Annotated in this window: 12 protein-coding genes; 8 read left to right on the forward strand and 4 right to left on the reverse strand. The window is 61.2% G+C overall.

The genetic code is table 11. From position 1 onward, the window contains the following. Nucleotides 1-42 precede the first annotated feature (42 nt). The gene (locus tag BLW08_RS21985; RefSeq protein WP_254780015.1) at nt 43-963 is read right to left on the reverse strand and encodes an AraC family transcriptional regulator; all 921 of its coding nucleotides are present in this window, start codon (nt 961-963) and stop codon (nt 43-45) included. Between the two features lie 36 nt (nt 964-999). Here BLW08_RS21985 and BLW08_RS24215 point away from each other — a divergent pair, with 36 nt between their 5' ends. The 4 genes from BLW08_RS24215 (at nt 1000) to BLW08_RS22000 (ending at nt 7991) form a co-directional block, all read left to right on the forward strand. Then, nucleotides 1000-2694, forward strand: a complete 1695-nt coding sequence (locus tag BLW08_RS24215; RefSeq protein WP_254780016.1) for a DUF5107 domain-containing protein — start codon at nt 1000-1002, stop codon at nt 2692-2694. Between the two features lie 38 nt (nt 2695-2732). After that, on the forward strand, nt 2733-4295 hold the full coding sequence (locus BLW08_RS24220; protein ID WP_254780017.1) for a tetratricopeptide repeat protein: 1563 nt from the start codon (nt 2733-2735) through the stop codon (nt 4293-4295). Beyond that, nucleotides 4292-5620 carry a cellulase-like family protein gene (locus BLW08_RS21995; protein WP_091328208.1) on the forward strand — a complete coding sequence of 443 codons (1329 nt, stop codon included), beginning with the start codon at nt 4292-4294 and terminating at the stop codon, nt 5618-5620. The genes BLW08_RS24220 and BLW08_RS21995 overlap by 4 nt, the downstream gene beginning before the upstream one ends. A 79-nt stretch (nt 5621-5699) precedes the next feature. Further along, nucleotides 5700-7991 carry a beta-galactosidase gene (locus tag BLW08_RS22000; protein WP_091328241.1) on the forward strand — a complete coding sequence of 764 codons (2292 nt, stop codon included), beginning with the start codon at nt 5700-5702 and terminating at the stop codon, nt 7989-7991. Between the two features lie 143 nt (nt 7992-8134). Here the strand turns inward: BLW08_RS22000 and BLW08_RS22005 are convergent, their stop codons facing one another. Beyond that, nucleotides 8135-8746, reverse strand: a complete 612-nt coding sequence (locus tag BLW08_RS22005) for an ABC transporter substrate-binding protein (RefSeq protein ID WP_254780018.1) — start codon at nt 8744-8746, stop codon at nt 8135-8137. 396 nt (nt 8747-9142) lie between these two features. Between BLW08_RS22005 and BLW08_RS22010 the strand changes: the two genes are divergently transcribed. The 3 genes from BLW08_RS22010 (at nt 9143) to BLW08_RS22020 (ending at nt 16164) form a co-directional block, all read left to right on the forward strand. Next, nucleotides 9143-10144 (forward strand): LacI family DNA-binding transcriptional regulator, encoded by a 1002-nt coding sequence (locus BLW08_RS22010; RefSeq protein ID WP_091328210.1) that lies wholly within the window; start codon nt 9143-9145, stop codon nt 10142-10144. 179 nt (nt 10145-10323) lie between these two features. Continuing rightward, nucleotides 10324-12861, forward strand: coding sequence for a rhamnogalacturonan lyase (locus BLW08_RS22015; RefSeq protein WP_091328213.1), 2538 nt, complete (start codon nt 10324-10326; stop codon nt 12859-12861). A gap of 99 nt (nt 12862-12960) precedes the next feature. Beyond that, nucleotides 12961-16164, forward strand: a complete 3204-nt coding sequence (locus tag BLW08_RS22020; RefSeq protein WP_139244937.1) for a rhamnogalacturonan lyase family protein — start codon at nt 12961-12963, stop codon at nt 16162-16164. A gap of 962 nt (nt 16165-17126) precedes the next feature. Here the strand turns inward: BLW08_RS22020 and BLW08_RS22025 are convergent. Both BLW08_RS22025 and BLW08_RS22030 read right to left on the reverse strand, forming a co-directional pair. Beyond that, on the reverse strand, nt 17127-17495 hold the full coding sequence (locus tag BLW08_RS22025; protein WP_091328217.1) for a type II toxin-antitoxin system death-on-curing family toxin: 369 nt from the start codon (nt 17493-17495) through the stop codon (nt 17127-17129). Beyond that, a complete protein-coding gene (locus tag BLW08_RS22030; RefSeq protein ID WP_368086908.1) occupies nt 17492-17707 on the reverse strand; it encodes a ribbon-helix-helix protein, CopG family in 216 nt (71 codons plus the stop codon). The genes BLW08_RS22025 and BLW08_RS22030 overlap by 4 nt, the downstream gene beginning before the upstream one ends. Before the next feature lie 418 nt (nt 17708-18125). On the opposite strand from BLW08_RS22030, the gene BLW08_RS22035 reads away from it, so the two are divergent. Further along, the coding region (locus BLW08_RS22035; protein ID WP_139244938.1) for a DUF4192 family protein at nt 18126-18584 on the forward strand (459 nt) is incomplete at its 3' end.

Consider the following 18584-nt stretch of genomic DNA (forward strand, 5'->3'; position numbering starts at 1 on the left):
AAACGATGGTGGGGGCCAAGGGCTTCTCGCCCGCTCAGTTCACTACCCTTTCCGCTCTGCTCTATAGCTTGTGGGACTCATTCCATGAGTCCGGCTGAATTGGCGGGAGAAGTAGAACTGGTCCGTCATTCCTACTCGGCGGCCCACCTCGGCAATGGAAAGTTCCGTCGTGTCCAATAGATGCCTGGCGTGGGCCATCTTCAAGACGAGATGGTGGGCAACGACGCCGCCGCCTGTTGAGTCCCGAAAGAGCCTGCCCAATCGAGTCGTGGATACACCGAGCATGGCTGCCAGGTCCGGCACCCGAACGGTGCCCTCGATGCGTGATCGGAGGTAGGTCAGCGCACGCTCCATGGGCTCATCAGGGGCGGGTATCCGGCGGTCCGTTGCTAGCTGGGTTAGCAGCCGCCATGCGGCACCCGAAGATTCGATCAGCCCGGTTGGTCCTTGGTCATTTTCGAGGGTGGATACGATCTCATCCAAGCTTGCGGCAAGACGGTCAACGCTGGCCAGAGGCACCACACTCCCGGGAGCTTTGACACCGGCCACTTCGAGCAGTTCAGGAACGTCAGTGCCGCGGAGATGGCACCACCAAATAGTCCATGGATCTGCCTCCGATGCACCATAGGAATGCGGTACGCCGGTCCCGCCCGGCAACACCACCACATGGGCTGGGCCTACCTCCGTCCGCATCCCTCCTGTCTCAATCCATCCACTGCCGGCGACGCACACTATGACGACGGTTCCCCCGGCGCCGCGCCGGCGATTCCGTCCATGGCCGGCAGCGCGGGGAAAGTAGCCGGCATCCGTGACCACCATCCTTCGGGTCAGCGGTCGGTCGAGCGCCTCAACGATCACCGGACGTGGCACCACCACAAGTCGCTGATCAGCGAAACCGGCCGGAGATCCGATGAAATCTTTGGGGTTGACCGAATCATCCATATAGATCATCTTATCTGCCATGTCTGAGGTTCTCCTTGGTGCCTAGAATCTTCATCTGTGAACAACCTTTCCGAGGCCACGAGCCGAATTTCCCTGCCTGATGCCCCGCCCGCCCAGGAGAGCATCCTGGCCGCCGGAGGTGTGGCCTGCTGGAGCGAGCCGGTTTGGATAGATACTTACGCAACCGGTGAGCCGGATCGTTATCCGATGTTTTTGGACCGTCGCGTCTACCAAGGCTCCAGCGGCAAGGTCTATCCCCTGCCCTTCATCGACAGTGTGGCCGTAGCCAAAGAACCTCGGCTGTGGCGTGCGATTCACCTGGAGAACGAATTTGTGCGGCTTATGCTGCTCCCTGAGATCGGGGGCCGCATCCATGTCGGCTACGACAAGACAGCCGACTACGATTTCTTCTATCGCAACAATGTCATCAAGCCTGCATTGGTGGGCCTTGCCGGTCCGTGGATCTCAGGCGGCGTTGAATTCAACTGGCCGCAGCACCACAGGCCGGCTACTTACCTTCCGGTCGAAACGTCCATAAGTCGCGATCCTGATGGTTCCGTCACGGTGTGGCACAGCGATCTGGATCCCTTGCAACGAATGCAAGGGAACCACGGGGTCACGCTTCGCCCCGGACAGTCGCTCCTTGAGGTCCAAGGGCGCCTGCACAACAGGACGGACGAGCCTCAGACTTTCCTGTGGTGGGCAAATGTCGCGGCCCGGGTCCACGAGCACTATCAGTCCTTCTTCCCGACGGACGTCAGGTACGTGGCCGACCACGCCCGACGTGCCATCACAGCTTTCCCCCATGCCGACCGGCCCTACTACGGTGTTGACTACCCGGCCCTGGCCGCGGTTCAGCCTGGCTCGGACCGTGTTGATTTCTACTCCAACGTTCCTGTCCCTACCTCTTACATGATCACCGATACCCAGGACAGCTTCTTCGGAGGCTATGACCACCTGAAGAAGGCTGGTTTTGTCCATTGGGCGGACCGTGCCATTTCCCCGGGAAAAAAGCAGTGGACTTGGGGCGACGGGCCCGTAGGCCATGCCTGGGATGGACAATTAACCGACGACGACGGCCCTTACGTTGAGTTGATGGCTGGTGTCTTTACGGACAACCAACCGGACTTCAGCTATCTTGCCCCCGGGGAAACCCGCAGGTTCAGCCAATACTGGTATCCCATCCGGGAGATGGGCCCGGCGCAGCAGGCAAACCTGGATGCCGCGGTCAGCCTGCGGCTGGTGAAGGAAGGGACCGAAGTCCATCTTGGCGCTTCCGCCACCCGGAACCTGAACAACGCTTCGGTAGTGCTCTCACGGGCCGGTCGGACGGTGCTTACTCAACACGTCCGGCTGTCCCCTACCCACCCGTTTACCGGCGTTGTCATCCTTCCCACCGCTGCGCGGGCGGCCGAACTGACGGTCGACATCCTTGAGGATGGCAAGAAGCTCATCTCCTGGACACCCAGGGAGATCACAACCAACGCTGAGGAGCCGTGGATCGCCACGGAACCACCCCACCCTGAAAAGATCAGCAGTACCGACGAGCTTTACGTCACGGGACTGCACCTCACCCAAAACCGGCATGCCACAAGGTCACCGCTGCCCTACTTTGAAGAGATCCTCAGACGCGATCCCCACGACTCGCGCGCCGCCGTGTCACTCGGAACCGCCATGTACCGGCAGGGCCGTTACATCGAAGCCGGGAGCTGTTCCAGGCTGCACTCTCTCGTCTCACCCGAAGGAACCTGAACCCGGCAACGGGCGAGGCCGGCTATTGGCTGGGACTGGTGGAAGAAAGGTTGGGTCATTTCGACGAGGCCAGGAAACACCAGGGCAAGGCGGCGTGGGATGCAGCCTGGGCGCACCCCGCGCAGCTGGCGCTGGCCAGGATGTCGCTCAGGACCTCCGACTACGAGCAAGCGTTGCTCCATGCCGAAGAAGCCATCCGAAGAGATGCCCTCAGTCCTGCGGGACATGCTTTGCAGGTCATGACATTGCGCAGGCTCGGCAGGGCTGCCGAGGCCGAGAGCGTCCTACGGGAGCTGCTCCTCAACAATCCCCTCGATCCCCTGGCTCTGGCACTGGACGGACGACTCACGCCCGCAGATCCGAAAACGGCACTGACCATAGCCTCCGATTTTGCCCGCGCTGGTCAATGGCGGGACGCCTTGGACCTCACTGCCGAGCCATCCCCCGCCGGTACCGTCCGGGCGTTCGGCGCTACGGAACCACTGCGCCGCTACTTGCGCGCAGCGTGGCTGGAGCACCTCCAACGTTTCGAGGCCGCCGCCGCCGAAAGGACCGCTGCCCGCGGGTCAGACACCACGCTCGCTTTTCCTTACGGCCTCGATGACTACGATGCGCTGAAGCTGGCCATCGTTGCCGACCCGCACGATGAGGTGGCCCACTCCTTGATGGGATGTTGGCTGCTGGATGCCCGCAGGACCGGCGACGCTTACCATCATTTGCACACGTCCACCACGTTGGGTTCGGCGGATCCTTCAACGTGGCGCAACACGGCCATTGCTGCGGTCAATCTGGGAAGGAACCCGAATGAGGCTGACACTTTCCTGGATCGCGCCCTTCATCTCAGTCCCAATGACCCCCGGCTGGTCTTTGAACGGGCCGTCCTTGCGCAGCACCGCGGGGTCGGTGCTGCGCAGCAACTGGAGTCGCTGGAACGCCATGGCGATGTCCTCTTGGAACGGCACGATCTCGCTTTGCTCTACGCAAACCTGCTCGTGGACGTCGGACGCGTCCACGAAGCCCTCGGCATCATGACCACGCGCGTATTCCAACCATTCGAAGGAGGAGAAGGGCTCGCCATCGCTGCTTACGACCGTGCATCCCTTCAGGTGGCAAGGGACCTGCTCACTTCGGATCCGACGGCGGCCGTCGCCTTGCTTCGTCAAGGAATGGCAGCCCCTCCGAACCTAGGCGAAGGGTGGCATCCAGCCAACAGTATGGCCGAACGCCTGGTACTGCTGGGAGACGCCCTGTCCCTCGCCGAGGACCACCAGGGGGCCGCCGCGGCCTGGCAGTTAGCCTGCTGCGGCGACAACTCCGCCGCCCCGGAGGACGCCCGGGCCACTCCGGCGGACTTCTGGCGCGGGATAGCCTTCGCGCGACTCGGCCTGCCTTCCGAAGCCAATCGGGTCTGGGACTTTTTGAGCGCAGGTGCCGATGACTTGGAGACCGAACCATCCGGTGTCGAATACTTCGCAACCTCGGTCCCTGAGCTTCTCCTGTTTGACACCGATACCACGGCAAGCCGGGCCCGCACAGCGGACAGGCTCCGTGAGCTTGCAGCGAAGGGCCGGGCCGGGCTCCATCAAGGGGCACGACCATGAGCGGACAATCCCGGTACCTGGGGTCAGGAACCATCAAAAGGGACACTGCGGAGCTGACAGGAGTTGTCCCAGCGCATCTGCCGCAGAGGCTCACCATCACGCTCTGGGACTTCTCCTGGTACACGCGTGCCGAGAGCGGCGGACCCTACGCCGATCTGGATGCCGCATGTTCTCAGGCCGCAGAGCTGGGCTACAACACCATCAGAATTTGCGCAGCGCCCCTACTTCTTTTCGGTGACCTCGGACTTGAAGATCTGGCCATTGATGTAGAGATCGAAGGGATGGGAAAAGCTCCGGACGGGGGCATCTATGGACGGGGCACCCGCTGGTATGACGCCCCCGGCGGCTATCGTTTGAACCTTCAGCGCCGGCTGTTTGAGCTCTTCGAAGCTGCCGAGCGGCACGGCCTGGTGGTCATTCTGGCGAGCTGGGAGTTTCAGCAATCCCCGGCTTTTGCTGCCACGTCCCAGTGGTTCAACGCCATCGACGCCGTCCCCCTCACCAAGCGGTACGCCGCGCTGGCCACCGCGTGGGATCGGATGATCACGGCTTTGACAGCCTCTGGACATCGGGAACGCATCGCACTGGTGGAACTGCACAACGAAGTGGACTTTTCCATCCTGCCGGCCCTGGCCGACGGCGGCACACAGGAGCTCTCACGCCTGCAGTCTCTCCACCCGGACCTCTTATTCACAGCGAGCTATGGAAAACCACCCCACCTCGCCATGCACACAGTGCCTGGCCATCACAGCGCTGCACAGTTCCATGTATATAGCTATGGCGTCCTGGACGCTCTCCAGCGACGCATCGACATCCGTTCCGAAAGAACCGAGTCCTTTCCCAACGAGGAATTAAGGTCCCTGCTGCACGCCACAGCTCCCAGCGTTGAAGACTATGGCCGTTTGGCTGGGTGGAAATATGAGGCCACCGTTGTCACGGACCAGATGTTCTACGGCTACGACTGGATCGACGAAATCGCGTGGGACAACTGGCTCAACAGCCACTACGGAAAGTATCGGGAAGTCATGCTCCGCGAGATCGAATCCCGGGTGATCGCCATCTCTGAATGGGCCAGGTGGAAGAAGATCCCGGCACTTGTAGGGGAAGGCTGGATAGGTTACACACCGCTCCTGGGTACTTTTGAAGAAGGTCCCATCGGCAGGGAGCTGGCGGAAAAAGGTATCCGGACCGCCCTGGCGCACGGAGTTTGGAGCATGGTTCTTTGCTCCAACGCAGCGCCGCACCACCCCATGTGGGGCAACCAGGACTGGCAACGCCACATGAACAACATCATCCTCGCTACGCCAACCACAACGGAGAACTAGATTGGCCACGTCAAACATTGTCACGAGTCCGCTGTCGATCACCTACACGTCATCGGGTGACCCCGGGCCATCACCGACCATGAGTACTGCGGAGGACGTTCATGAAAGATGGCAGCTTACCCCACAGTTAATCGAGAACTCCGGGCGTGCGGTCATCCCTGTATCGGGTGAAATTCACTTCAGCAGGCTGCCCCGCGCGCGCTGGGAGGACCGCCTGCGTTTGATGAAGGCCGGCGGCATCACGGTGGTGGCCTGTTATGTCTTCTGGCTTCATCATGAGCAGCAGCAAGGTTTGGTCCGATTCGACGACAATTTGGACGTGGCTGCGTTCGTGCAGCTCTGCGGTTCGGTGGGCTTGGACGTGGTCCTTCGCATCGGTCCGTGGGCACACGGCGAGGCCCGCAACGGCGGGTTCCCTGACTGGGTCCAGGCAGCAAACGTGAAGCACCGCACCAACGATCCAGCGTATCTGGCCCTCGTGACGGCGTGGTTTTCACGTCTTGGCCACGAACTCACGGGATTGATGGGGCCGGCCAGCAACGTCGTCGGTATCCAGTTGGAAAATGAACTATATGACCAGCCGGCCCACATCCAGGAACTCAAGAAGATCGCCCGCAGAACAGGATTTAGCGCCCCCGTGTGGACGGCAACAGCATGGGGAGGGGCAGAGCTTCCGGTGAAGGAAGTCATGCCTGTCTATGGCGGGTATGGAGACGGATTCTGGGTAGACGCCGAAGCTCCGTGGGATCCCACCTTCAGGCAGCACTACTTCTTCAGTCATGAGTGGGACGATCCCGGCATCGGCGCGGACGTCCGCAAGAATCTGGGTGGGGAAAGCACTGAAGGTTCCGGGACCGGGACCGGGACCGGGACCGCAGGCTACCCCGCCGCTACCTGCGAGTTGGCCGGTGGAATGGCCACCGCCTACCACCGACGTCCCTGGCCAGATGCCCGGGACGTAGCGGCCATCGCCCACAACAAGATCGGCAATGGCTCGGCATGGCAGGGCTACTACATGTTCACTGGCGGGGCCAATCCCGCAGCGCACCTTCAGGAATCACAGGCGACCGGTTACCCCAATGACTTCCCGAACTTTGACTACGACTTCCACGCACCTGTGGGCGCTGCGGGCCGGCTGGCCGGAAGCTTTGCCCAGCTACGCAAACAGCACGCGTTCCTGGCCGCCTTCGGCGACCAACTCGCGCACATGTCCTCTGCTCTGCCAGACAGGCAACCTGAGGACGTGTACGACACGACAACACTCCGCTGGGCGCTCCGAAGCGACGGCACCGCTGGCTTCGTGTTCATCACCTGGCACCAGCCTCATGTCCCATTGGAGACCCACCAGCCCACGCAGTTCACTCTTGACCTGAACGACCAGACCCTCACGTTACCCAGCCACCCAGTTGCCATCCCTCCGGGCACCATCGCCCACTGGCCGATCAACCTCAACTACAACGGCGTACATCTGTCTTGGGCCACCGCTTCTGCGCTCACCGTGGTAGGCGCAGCCTCCCACCCCACGCTGGTGCTGACAGCGGAAGCGGGAATCCCCGTAGAACTCCGTTTCGGGCCGGACACACACGTGCCGGGCCGAACTCCAGCCCCGGACGGCACCTTCGACATCGACCACGCTGAACTTCCCTTCACCCTCACGGCATCCTCGGGAAACAGTTCGCTACCCATCCTCATCCTGCCTCCGCACCTCGGAGATGAGGCGTGGGCACTGGAGTCAGAGAGAGGGCGGGAACTCGTTCTCAGCGCCGAACCCGTTTGGATATCGGCCGCAGGAACGCTAAGCGGCCGCTCTACAGGCAGACCCGCCGTCCAACGCTATAACCCATCATCGGCCAGTTTCGATGACCTCCACCTCACAGCTCACGCAGGCACAATTGGACTGCATACCATCAACACGGAAGCACTCTCCACGGCCAAGACCGTGCCCGCCTCGTACGGCTCGTCCGGCGGCCGGGCCGCAGCGCCCGACGAATACAGCATGGCTGGCTTGGCAGCATCCTTCCGGCTCCATCTGCCCCCGGTGCTCCTCGAGGAAGGGCAGGCCACCATGCAACTTGAACTGGAGATTGGCTGGACCGGCGATGTCGCCAGGCTCATCGTCGATGGCGAGGTGGTCAACGATCGATTCTGGGACGGCTCACCCTGGATCGTGGAAGTTCACGACGCAGGCATCGTCCCCGGTTCCGACGTAGTCCTCCAGATCCTCCCGCTGGCCAAAGACGCGGAGGTTGGGCTGCCGAAGGATGCCCAACGTCTGCGTGATTCGAACGCGGGAGCCCTGCACTCACTCGATTACGTCCACCTTCAAGGGTGGCAATCCTGGGAAGAGCGCGACGTCGAGAATTCACCCTGACAGGTGACCGGCTTCGTGTCCCTCACGGTGGCCAACGGATGTAACGCACGACGGCGGCAGCACGCCGTCGTGCGGTACGGTCCTTTTGACGTCGGTTCGCCTAGGCCTAACGGCGACCAGCAGTCCATGCTCCATCCGGATTATCAGGGAGTCGCGGTGTATCTCCCTGCACGGATCAGGGCGTGGAGCTCTACCGGCTGCGGTAAGAGGCGGTCCTTGGGCAGCGGGGCGGGCCCGCAGGCGGCGCTGCCAATGCCATCGATGCCCAAGGAAGCGAGTTTGGCGGGATCGTAGTAGACCGCGAAGACGTTGGTGCTGGTAGGGATGCCGTAGGTCTTGCCCTTGATCTGGCCCGAGGGAAGGAGGGACTTCTCGAAAGCATCCGTGTTGACCTTCACGGTGCCAAGATCCAGGAGCTGGTTCCGCTGGCCGTAATCACGCAGGTAGGACAAGTCGAACTGCATCACGTCCGGCAAGCCACCGCCGGCAGCTTCCGTGGCCCGCTTCTGCCAATAGCCTCCAAAGTCAGTGAAGTTGCCGTTGACCTTGATATCCGGGTTCTTGGACTCGAACAACGCAATAGCCTTACGGGTACGCTCCGCACGGTCGTCATTGCCCCACCAAGAGTAGTTGAGTGTTACGGGGTTTTCCGCGGAACCCGCCTGCCCGGGAGCCGGTGCGCCGCAAGCGGCTAAGGCCGCCGCGGACACGGTACCGATAGCAACGGTCGTGAGGAAATGCCTTCTGTTGATCATTGGAGCCTCCTTGCTCAGATTGCGTCCTCCAACGGACGCAGGTCCAGGGTTCCTACACACGCCGGCGCTCGAACTCTCATGTTCCAAATACCGACGTAGGTCTGTAATGCGGATGTTTACAGCGACGGATGTCTACACCGCATTCCGTGACCGGTCACGAAACTGCTGGTAATCATTCGAGAGTCTCCGTGACCGGTCACGAAATCGTAGGAAATCGCCGGACTTCCTGTCAATAGAGCCCAGGGATTCTGAGGGACAGACCTGGGACGCGCGCCCGACGGGATCGTTCCACTCACATCCAGCATCGCCGTTATAGTTTGGGCATGTGCAAATCCTGTGCGCCCGGGAACAGACGGGCTACCACCAGCGCCACCGAGGTTTCACCAACGGCTCCCCATGCCCAAGTCTGAAAGCGCCCCGCCGCGACGGGTCACCATACGGGATGTTGCCCTGGCCGCGGGAGTCTCACGACAGACTGTCACCCGCGCGGTCAATGAGATGCCGGAAATCAGCGAGGAAACACGGCAACGTGTTATGCGTACAGTCGAGGAACTCGGGTACAGACCGAACAGGTTCGCCATAGACCTCTCACGTCAACGCTCGCTTGCGATCGGGCTGATCGTTGGAACGTTCCACAATCCCTACTATGCGCAGCTCGCAGATGCGTTCGTCACTGAACTGCGAAGACGTGACTGGCAGGTAGTGGTCGGAACTGCAGACCAAGGCGAGGCCGCGGCCGTCCGATCCATGGCATCCCAAGCCGATGCCATCATCGGCTACTTCGTTGAGCCTCAGTCGGCGTTCGCACCTGCCGCTCGTGGGGTGCCCATCATCACCCTGGAAGAACGGGCCACCATACCAGGTGTTCATTCGGTTGAGCTCGACTTCCGAACGGGAATTGCGGACCTGGTCACGGCCCTTCGAGCCAAGGGGGCGAGTCGCTTCGCGATGATCGATGCCGCAAACCCCATGCCCGATGGAACTACTACGAGTTCGCCTCGTCGACTCCTGTTTGAGGAGGCAGTCGGCGAGTCCTGCCTTGTGGTCACCGAACCCGAATCGATCGCCGGGGGCGTCAACGGTTTCAAGAGAATACTTGACGAGAACCCTCACATCGACGCCATTCTTGCATTCAACGACCTCATGGCCATGGGAGCTATTCAGGGCGCGCACACTCTAGGAGTCGACGTGCCTGGTCGGGTAAGGATCGCCGGCATCGACGGCATATCCCTCGGTGAGGCCATCAGCCCGACGCTGACCACCCTGTCCCTTCAAACCCAGGCTGTCGCGGCTGAGGCAGCATCCATAGTGGCGCAACTTTTCACAGCTGAACACATGCCCACGGCGTCAATAACCCGCGCTGTCACGCCTGTGGTTGTTTGGCGGGAATCCGCCTGACCCTCGGCGTATTACGCTGCGCCTATTGACAGCCACTCATGGCTTTACCTAGTCTGACGTGACCCGTCACGGAACCCCATCGAGTCCTAAGAACTAATTTCCGTGACCGGTCACGGCAACTGCTGCCAGCTCTCTGAACGCATCCCACCTCATGACAAGATCCAGAGAAGGATTCGACGATGAATCGTGTACGACACCTGATCCCTGCTTTGCTTGCGGCGGGGGTGATGCTCTCCGGCGGAGTCCAGCCAGCGGCTGCCTCGCCCGATCCGCCGTCCGGCGTTGCCGCCAATAGCGGGTCCCAGATCCGGGGAAATTCCCCGGCGGGCCAACCTTTCCAATTGGAGAAACTGGATCGTGGGCTTGTTGCGGTGGGCACGGATGAAGGCGTGTTCCTCAGCTGGCGCCTGCTCGGCTCAGAAGCAACAGGTTCCACGGCGACCGGCCTGGCCGGACCAGACTTCAAGGTCTACCGCGACGGCCAGGCCGTGGACACTGTCACGGACAGCACCAACTTCGCCGATCCTGATGGTACGCCGTCATCTCGCTACGCCGTTGCACCGGTAGTGAACGGGGTTGAACTTCCTGCAAGTGCCACGGTGACCGCATGGCAGAACGGGTACCACGACGTGCCGCTGCAGAAGCCCGCAGACGGCGTGACTCCAGCGGGTGAGACCTTCACTTACCATGCATACGACGCCTCTGCGGCTGACGTCGATGGCGATGGCGCCTACGAGCTCGTGGTGCTCTGGAACCCCTCTAATCAAAAGGACGTGTCGCAAAAGGGCTACACCGGTACCGTCTATGTCGATACCTACGAACTCGACGGCACGCTCCTCAACCGTCTCGATCTCGGCCCCAACATCCGCGCCGGCCAGCACTACACCCAGTTCATGGTCTATGACTTCGACGGCGATGGCCGTTCCGAAACCATGCTGAAGACCGCCCCCGGGACAAAAACCACCGGCTACAACGCAGACGGCACAGTGACAAATGAAGGCTACGTCACGATGCCGAAATCCGACGTGGACGCGGGCTACGCCCACACCGACGATTACCGACTCAGCGCAGAGGGCTACCATGCCCACTTGGTAGCCATGCTGCAAGGCTGGAGCGAGCACCCTGAGGTGAAGGCGGGGAACTGGCCAGCCACCGTTGAGGAGGCTCTCGGCATTCCCGTGACTCACGACTACCCGCTCACCAAGCAGAGCGCGACCGAGCTGACCGACTACTTCATTGACGTCTATGCACCGTCCCGCAGTCCACGAAACTTGCTGCGGCAGTTCGAGGGTTTCATCCTCGACGGTCCCGAGTACCTCACCGTGTTCGACAGCGCCACAGGCAAGGAACTGCAGACCATCCCGTACAAGCCAGGGCGCGGTGATGACGGCCTGCTGTGGGGCGATTACGCGTACGGCGTCATCGAACCGGGCAACAGGGTCGACCGATTCATCGCCGGCGTCGCCTACTTGGACGGTAAACGCCCCTCGGCTGTTTTCGCCCGCGGTTACTACACCCGAATGACCATGGTGACATATGACTGGGACGGCAAATCGCTCAAGGAGCGCTGGTTTGTCGACAGCGGCCACGTACCAATGACAAATCCGTTCAATGACACACCGCACGGTCGGGAGGGAACCGATCCGACGTGGGGCAACATGTCCTCGCAGGGCTTCCACTCACTGAGTGCCGCTGATGTCGACGGCGACGGCAAACACGAGATCGTCTACGGCTCAGCCACCCTGGACGACGACGGAAGCATCCTCTACAGCTCCTACGCCACGCTTCCTGAAGGAAGCGCAGCACCCGGAACCCGTGCGAAACTCGGACACGGTGACGGCATGTATGTGACGGACATCGACCCGAAACGCCCTGGCCTGGAGATCTTCTCCGTCCACGAAAGTGCACGTAACGCCCCGTACGGAGCAGCTATGCGTGATGCTGCAACAGGCGAGGTGCTGTTCGGCGCATATTCCGGTAAGGACACCGGCAACGGACTGATCGGCGATGTGCGGCCGGACGTGCCCGGCTTGGAAGTATGGGCCTCAATGCCGTCCGGAACCACTGCAAGCGGGCTGCTCAGCGCGAAAGGCGAGATCCTGTCGACCGCCAAACCGGATCTGGTGGATGCCACCATACATTTCGCTGCCGAACCTACTACCCAGACAATCTCCGGAGACCGGGACGGCGCCAAGCACATTGTCGACTGGCAGCGGGGCACCCTGCTGACGGAGCAAGACACTGCAGGGAATCCGCCCTTGGTGGCCGACATCCTGGGTGACTGGCGTGAAGAGCTCCTTATCCGCACCAAGGACTCAACCAAGCTACGTATCTTCACGAGCACTGAGCTGACAACGCACAAACTGACAACCCTTATGCACGATAAGCAATACCGCGCTGAGATCGCCCGGCAGAACACGGTCTACAACTACCCGAGTCAAGTCGGCTTTTATCTGGCAAGTGATATGGATTGGTCTACCGTACCGATCCTCACCACTCCTGTGACACCGAAGGCACCGAAGTTCGTCGACCCCAGCGGTGTGATCGTGATCCCGCCGAGCGACGACGTCGACTACTACATCAACGGCCAAAAGGTGGGCCCAGGTGGGCACAAGGCACAAAACGCCGAGGCGACAGTCGCGGCCGTTCCGAAGCCTTACCTCGCAGTGGCTGAAGGCGCAGCCGCTAAGTGGACCCACACCTTCAGCACACATTAGTAAGTCCGGGCACCCGCCCGTCAAAACCACCGCTCCGAACGCCGCCACCTCCTTGCCGGCGTTCGGAGCGGTCCCCTCCCCCAACAAACGGAGAACACTGTGAAACAAAAAAGCAGAAACGGCAGGGTGGGCAGCGCAGCCATTACCGCCCTCGCCCTCGGAGCCGCCTTCGTCTCGGTCCCGGATACGGCACATGCGGCCCAACCAGACCTAAAGTTCGATTTCGGCGGGCCCGCATCGCCGGTCGAGGCAGGCTGGAACCAAGTGGCAGCCGGCAGCACCTACTCAGCCACACTCGGGTATGGCTTTCTCTCAGGCGGAACAACCTTTCGGGACCGCACCAGCGGGGGCTCGTCAATGGAGCGCGACTTCGTCAACGGCGCCTGGGAATTTGGGGTCGACCTTCCCAACGGAACCTACGAGGTAACAACGTGGAGCGGTGACCTCATTGCCGGCAACGCCACCGACTTCACGGTCGAAGGTGTGAAGTACACAAGCAAGACCGCCACCGGCGCCCTGGACAAGCACGTGACGACCGTGCAAGTCGCAGATGGCCGGTTGAACGTCATGGGAGCGCGCGACGGCCGGATCAACGGCCTGATGGTGCAGGCACCTGTCGCCGTCCCTGCCTCCCTCGCCGCAACCGTCGATACCTCCGAGAACCCCAGCGTCTCTCTGAGGTGGGGTGCGGTGGACGGGGCGAGCAGTTACGAGATCTACCGTTCGACCGAATCAACCGAACTCGAATCAGTAGGCACGACAACCGAGCCGACCTTCCTCGATGAGAACGTGGAAGTCGGCGAGCCGTACAGCTACGTCGTCCGCGCGATTTCCGGTGACCGCCAGTCCCAGCAAAGCGGAACATTGGCAGTGAACGTGGTCGATCCCGGCGCACCCGCACCGGCTACACCAGTTGGCCTGTCCGTCTCGTCGATCGCAGAACGCGAACTGACAATCACATGGAATGACGACCCCGCAGCCCAGCGTTGGCGCGTCTACCGGAGCACACGCGAAGACATTCCGTTCTCGCTGGTCGCAACCACCACCGATCCGACTTGGACCGATAAAACTGTCCTGACGACACGGCCCTACCTTTACCGCATTGTGGCGGTCAATGAGGGCGGCTACTCGACCACGTCGGACACGCTGAGCACAGCAGTGACCACCACGCTTGTTCGCAACATGGAGTATCTCGACCGGGCCCCTGTAGGTGTCGTCGTCGAGGGTGGCGTCTACCTCGGCTGGCGCCTCCTCGGCGCCGACGATCGCCAGCTTGGCTTCAACATCTACCGCGACGGTACGCTGATCACCCCCGTTCCCCTCACCGGTGCCACGAACTTCGTGGACCCCAGCGGCGGAACAGATTCGCACTACCTTGTGACGGCCATCGAAAGCGGACAAGAAATCATCGTCACCGATGAATTCCAGCCGCGTACCGAACAATACATAGACATCCCGATCAAATCTCCTGGCGAGGGCTACCGGGCTGCCGACGCAAGCGTCGGGGACCTCGACGGCGACGGAACGTACGAGATCATCTTTTCCTGGAACCCCTCCAACTTCCCGGACAACTCAATCGCCGGCTTCACCCAAAACCAGTATCTGGATGCCTACAAGCTCGACGGAACCCAGCTCTGGCGTATTGACCTCGGCAGAAACATCCGGGCCGGTGCCCACTACACGCAGTTCCAAGTGTTCGATTACGACAGCGACGGCCGCGCCGAAATCGCCTTCAAAACCAGCGACGGCGTCGTTGATGGAACCGGACAGGTTCTGGGAGACCCGAACGCCGACCACCGCGACGCCACCGGCCGCGTCCTCTCCGGACCGGAATGGCTCTCGATCTTCGACGGTCGCACCGGCGCCGAAATCGACACAGTCGACTTCATCCCGCAGCGCGGCAACGTGGCTGACTGGGGCGACGCCTACGGCAACCGCGTGGACCGCTTCCTCGGCGCCACAGCCTACTTGGACGGTGTACACCCAAGTCTCATCATGAGCCGTGGCTACTACACCCGCACCGTCATCGGGGCATGGGACCTCGTGAACGGGAAACTGAAGTCGCGCTGGGTCTTCGACAGCAACGACTGGGGCAAGGACTACGAGGGTCAAGGCAATCACAACCTCGCCCCCGCCGACGTCGACCGCGACGGGCAAGACGAGATCGTCTTCGGTGCCATGACCATCGACGACGACGGAAAGCCGCTCTACAACACCCGACTGTTCCACGGTGACGCTTTGCACGTAGCCGACCACGACCCATCGCGTCCCGGCCTGGAGGTGTTCAGCGCCTTCGAAGACATCCCGCAGAACGGTGGCATCGGCTCAGCGTTGAGAGACGCAGAAACCGGTGAGGTACTCTACTCAACGCCGGCCACCGAAGACACCGGCCGGGCATCTGCAGGCGACATCGACCCGAACTACCCGGGCAACGAAACCTGGGCTGTCCGCGGCGACGTCTACAACTCACCCGTGGGCACCATGAAGAGTGCAACCGGTGAAGTGATCACCGAAGCCATACCGCCAGCACTGATGATGGCTTGGTGGGATGGCGACCTCCTCCGCGAAATCCCTGACCTGACAGACTGGAATGCCGAAACCCAGCGAGGGATCCCCGTGGTCAAAAAATGGAACCCTACGACGAAGACCACGGACATCATCCTTCAGGACAACGAACTGTGGTCGATCGACGGCACCAAGGCAACGCCGATGATCATCGCCGATCTCCTCGGTGACTGGCGCGAGGAACTGCTGTGGCCGAACACGGACTACAGCGCGATGCGGCTCTACACAACCGTGGACGTCACCGAGACGCGGCTGCCCACTCTCATGCACGACTCCCAATACCGCACAGGGGTTGCGTGGCAGAACACTGCTTACAACCAGCCGCCCTGGCCGAGCTTCTTCCTTGGCACGGACATGCAGGCACCACCTGTAGCAAATATCCAGTACGTCGGAGCTGATCGGTTCCCCGCTGAACCTTACAACCCCCGACCCACCAGTGACCCTGCGCCGCCGGCGAAGAAGGCGCTCAAGAAGGAAAATCAGGTAAATCTCGGATTGGGCAAGGAAAAATTCCCTCGCGGCCAGTCTTTGGTGACCCTGAAGAACCTTGAACCCAAACAGTGGTACTACGTCTATCTCAACGAGACCGGACTGGGTTGGCACAAAGCATCCCAAGAGGGTTCCGTTCAGGTTACAACGCCTGAAGATACGAGACCCGGAAACAACCAGATCGCGGTCTTCAGCGGCGACGGTGTGATCCGAGGTTGGGACGACCTCAAGGTCACAGGACCCCAGTAACCAAGGGCCAGCGTTGGAGGGGCGGAAGAAGAAATTCTTCCGCCCCTCCTCTGTTCCCCGAGCCCGAAAAAGCTCGACCATGGCTTTAGCCAGCGGCATGCACATCAGGGTGAGAGCACAGGGTTTCGTCATCGGTTGAGACCATAAGGGACTGGGTTCGCCCAAAATTGGGGCCCAAAATGCTCGCCAACTTTGGATGGCACCGCCGTCCCCTCCGGACACTGCCCCATGCATTCGTATTTACGCGTCGACGACACCGAAAAGACCTCCCCTAAGCACCCGGTCGCCCGTGGCGGCTGCACTCTCATGTCGCTGCGGCCCTGCAGAAGGTGCGCTTGCGAAGGGGCGTCATGTCGCTCGAGTCCTCACACGCGATGAATAGATGTAGGGCGAACGAGAGGGAGGAAATGGCTGTGATCAGGCTCGATAAAGAAGATTTAAGTGTGGACAATGTCCACACCCCTTTGGGCTGACAGAGCTCCCCTGAGTCAAGCCTCTTGACTCCATCAAACGAGCCAAAACCAAGAATCTTGACGCAGGATCTCGAAGTCATGTTGCGCTCAGTCCCTCTACCCATGAAGGGGTGTAGGACAACAACGTCCTACCGGACGAACCAAGAGAGGAACACATAACCCCAGTACAGAGCCAGCGGAGGGACAACCAGCCACGACCCTGAACCCGCTCCCCCACAACTAAACAGGCGACCCGCGGCGCCAGGCACACCCCGCGACCAGTGTCAGAGGGACCTGACCAACCAGAATGTACACACGTTAAAGCAAAAACCCCCTCTGACGAGGGGGTATGCCGTGCCCGAGGTGGGACTCGAACGGGATTCCAAGCCTTGCGAACACTGGGAAGTGCCGGAAACCCGCGGAATCCGGGCCAATCCGGTGACTGTACGAAGCAGTCCGGAGCGGGATGTGTGGACAATGTCCACACCCCCTTTCGGGGGCGACGGAGGACTACCGGGGCACCAGATGCCTGGAAATCTCTGCGGCAGCGCGCGGCAGGTCGAGAGTACCCGCAGCGACTCCGACGACGAGGTCGAAGCCTTCATCCGTCGAGAAGTCATGCCGGTAACCGTTGATCCACAGCAGCAGCACCATGAGCGTCCACGCCGTCCGCTTGTTGCCATCAATGAGTGGACGAAACCTGGCGACCGACTCCAACAAGGCTGCAGCCTTCACCGCGAGATGCGGATAGGCCTCCGCGCCCATGACAGTCGCAGCCGGCCTGGCCAATGCCGAAGCCAACAACCCGACATCACGGATATGAAAGCCGTACCGATCAACTACCTGAAGGGCGTCCTCAATGTCCAGGTACGCTGTCACGCGTGTTCAAGGCGCTTCAGCAGATCAGCGTCATGACTCATAACAAAATCAAGGCCCCCGCTAATTTCACGCCGGCGCGCGTGGCGCTGCAGAACCAATTCGGCCCCCTGCAATAGGAGTGCGGACTTGGACGTGTGTTCCTCGGCAGCCAACTTCTCCAGCCGTCGATCAAGGTCCTCAGGGACTCGGAGATTCATAGCCATGAGACCCATGGTACCAAACCGGTACCCAAACGGGCCGGAATGAGGACATTCTCCACCGAGGGAAGTAATACCGAATAACGGCGCATATGTCGGGAAGAGAACCAGCGCCGGGCCCCATAGACGCTGCGAACCCGCCCAGCGACAGTACACGCTGAAGAATCGGGCAGCTCACGTCATGGCGCCCCACCTCAGCCTGCCCATGAATGACCAGAAGCAACAACGCTGTTTGTCATTCTAATATCCGATCATGGCTGGACGGGCGCCGTGCAACGAAGGCGCTACCGCGCCGACCCCGGACCCAGAGAGAAAACGTCCCTCACAACCTCCCGAACCTGCCCCCGGCCCCACCCAGCGGACCAGGTCCCCTATCAGAACAGCCCACAAGACCAAGACCCTAGACACAACGCACGTACGAAGGAAAAGGGCAATGAATGCGCTCACCATCAAAGACCCAGCAGACCTACTGAGCTTCATCGGACATACCCTCGGCTTCTGGCCACAAGAAAGCCTGGTCTGCATCACCCTGGACAAAGGCAAGGTCGGCGCCACCCTGCGCATCGACCTTCCCCGCCAACCCGGGACAGAACTCCCTTACGCCCGCACCGTCAGCAGCTACCTCACTTGCGACACCAACGCGACAAGTATCGTCTTCGCCCTCTACACCTCCCAGCACTGCGAACCCGGTCAGCCCAAACCACATGCAGCGACCATCGCAGCCCTTACCGGAGTCCTCGCCGAGAACGGCGTCAGCATCCGCGACGGAATCTTCGTCAACGACGACACCTACTCCCCCTACGACACCGAACCCGGCCAAAACATCACCCTGCCCATCAGCACCACCGAATACAGCCGAGTCAACGCCGAATTCATCTACCGCGGCAGCACC

Source organism: Arthrobacter sp. cf158 (assembly GCF_900106835.1).
Lineage (GTDB): Bacteria > Actinomycetota > Actinomycetes > Actinomycetales > Micrococcaceae > Arthrobacter.

Excerpts from the sequence above, each read along its gene's own strand:
- BLW08_RS22010 (WP_091328210.1), top strand. The coding sequence starts at position 9,143 with ATGCCCAAGTCTGAAAGCGCCCCGCCGCGACGGGTCACCATACGGGAT.
- BLW08_RS21995 (WP_091328208.1), top strand. The coding sequence starts at position 4,292 with ATGAGCGGACAATCCCGGTACCTGGGGTCAGGAACCATCAAAAGGGAC.
- BLW08_RS22000 (WP_091328241.1), top strand. The coding sequence starts at position 5,700 with ATGAGTACTGCGGAGGACGTTCATGAAAGATGGCAGCTTACCCCACAG.
- BLW08_RS22015 (WP_091328213.1), top strand. The coding sequence starts at position 10,324 with ATGAATCGTGTACGACACCTGATCCCTGCTTTGCTTGCGGCGGGGGTG.
- BLW08_RS22005 (WP_254780018.1), bottom strand. The coding sequence starts at position 8,746 with ATGATCAACAGAAGGCATTTCCTCACGACCGTTGCTATCGGTACCGTG.
- BLW08_RS22030 (WP_368086908.1), bottom strand. The coding sequence starts at position 17,707 with ATGGGTCTCATGGCTATGAATCTCCGAGTCCCTGAGGACCTTGATCGA.
- BLW08_RS21985 (WP_254780015.1), bottom strand. The coding sequence starts at position 963 with ATGGCAGATAAGATGATCTATATGGATGATTCGGTCAACCCCAAAGAT.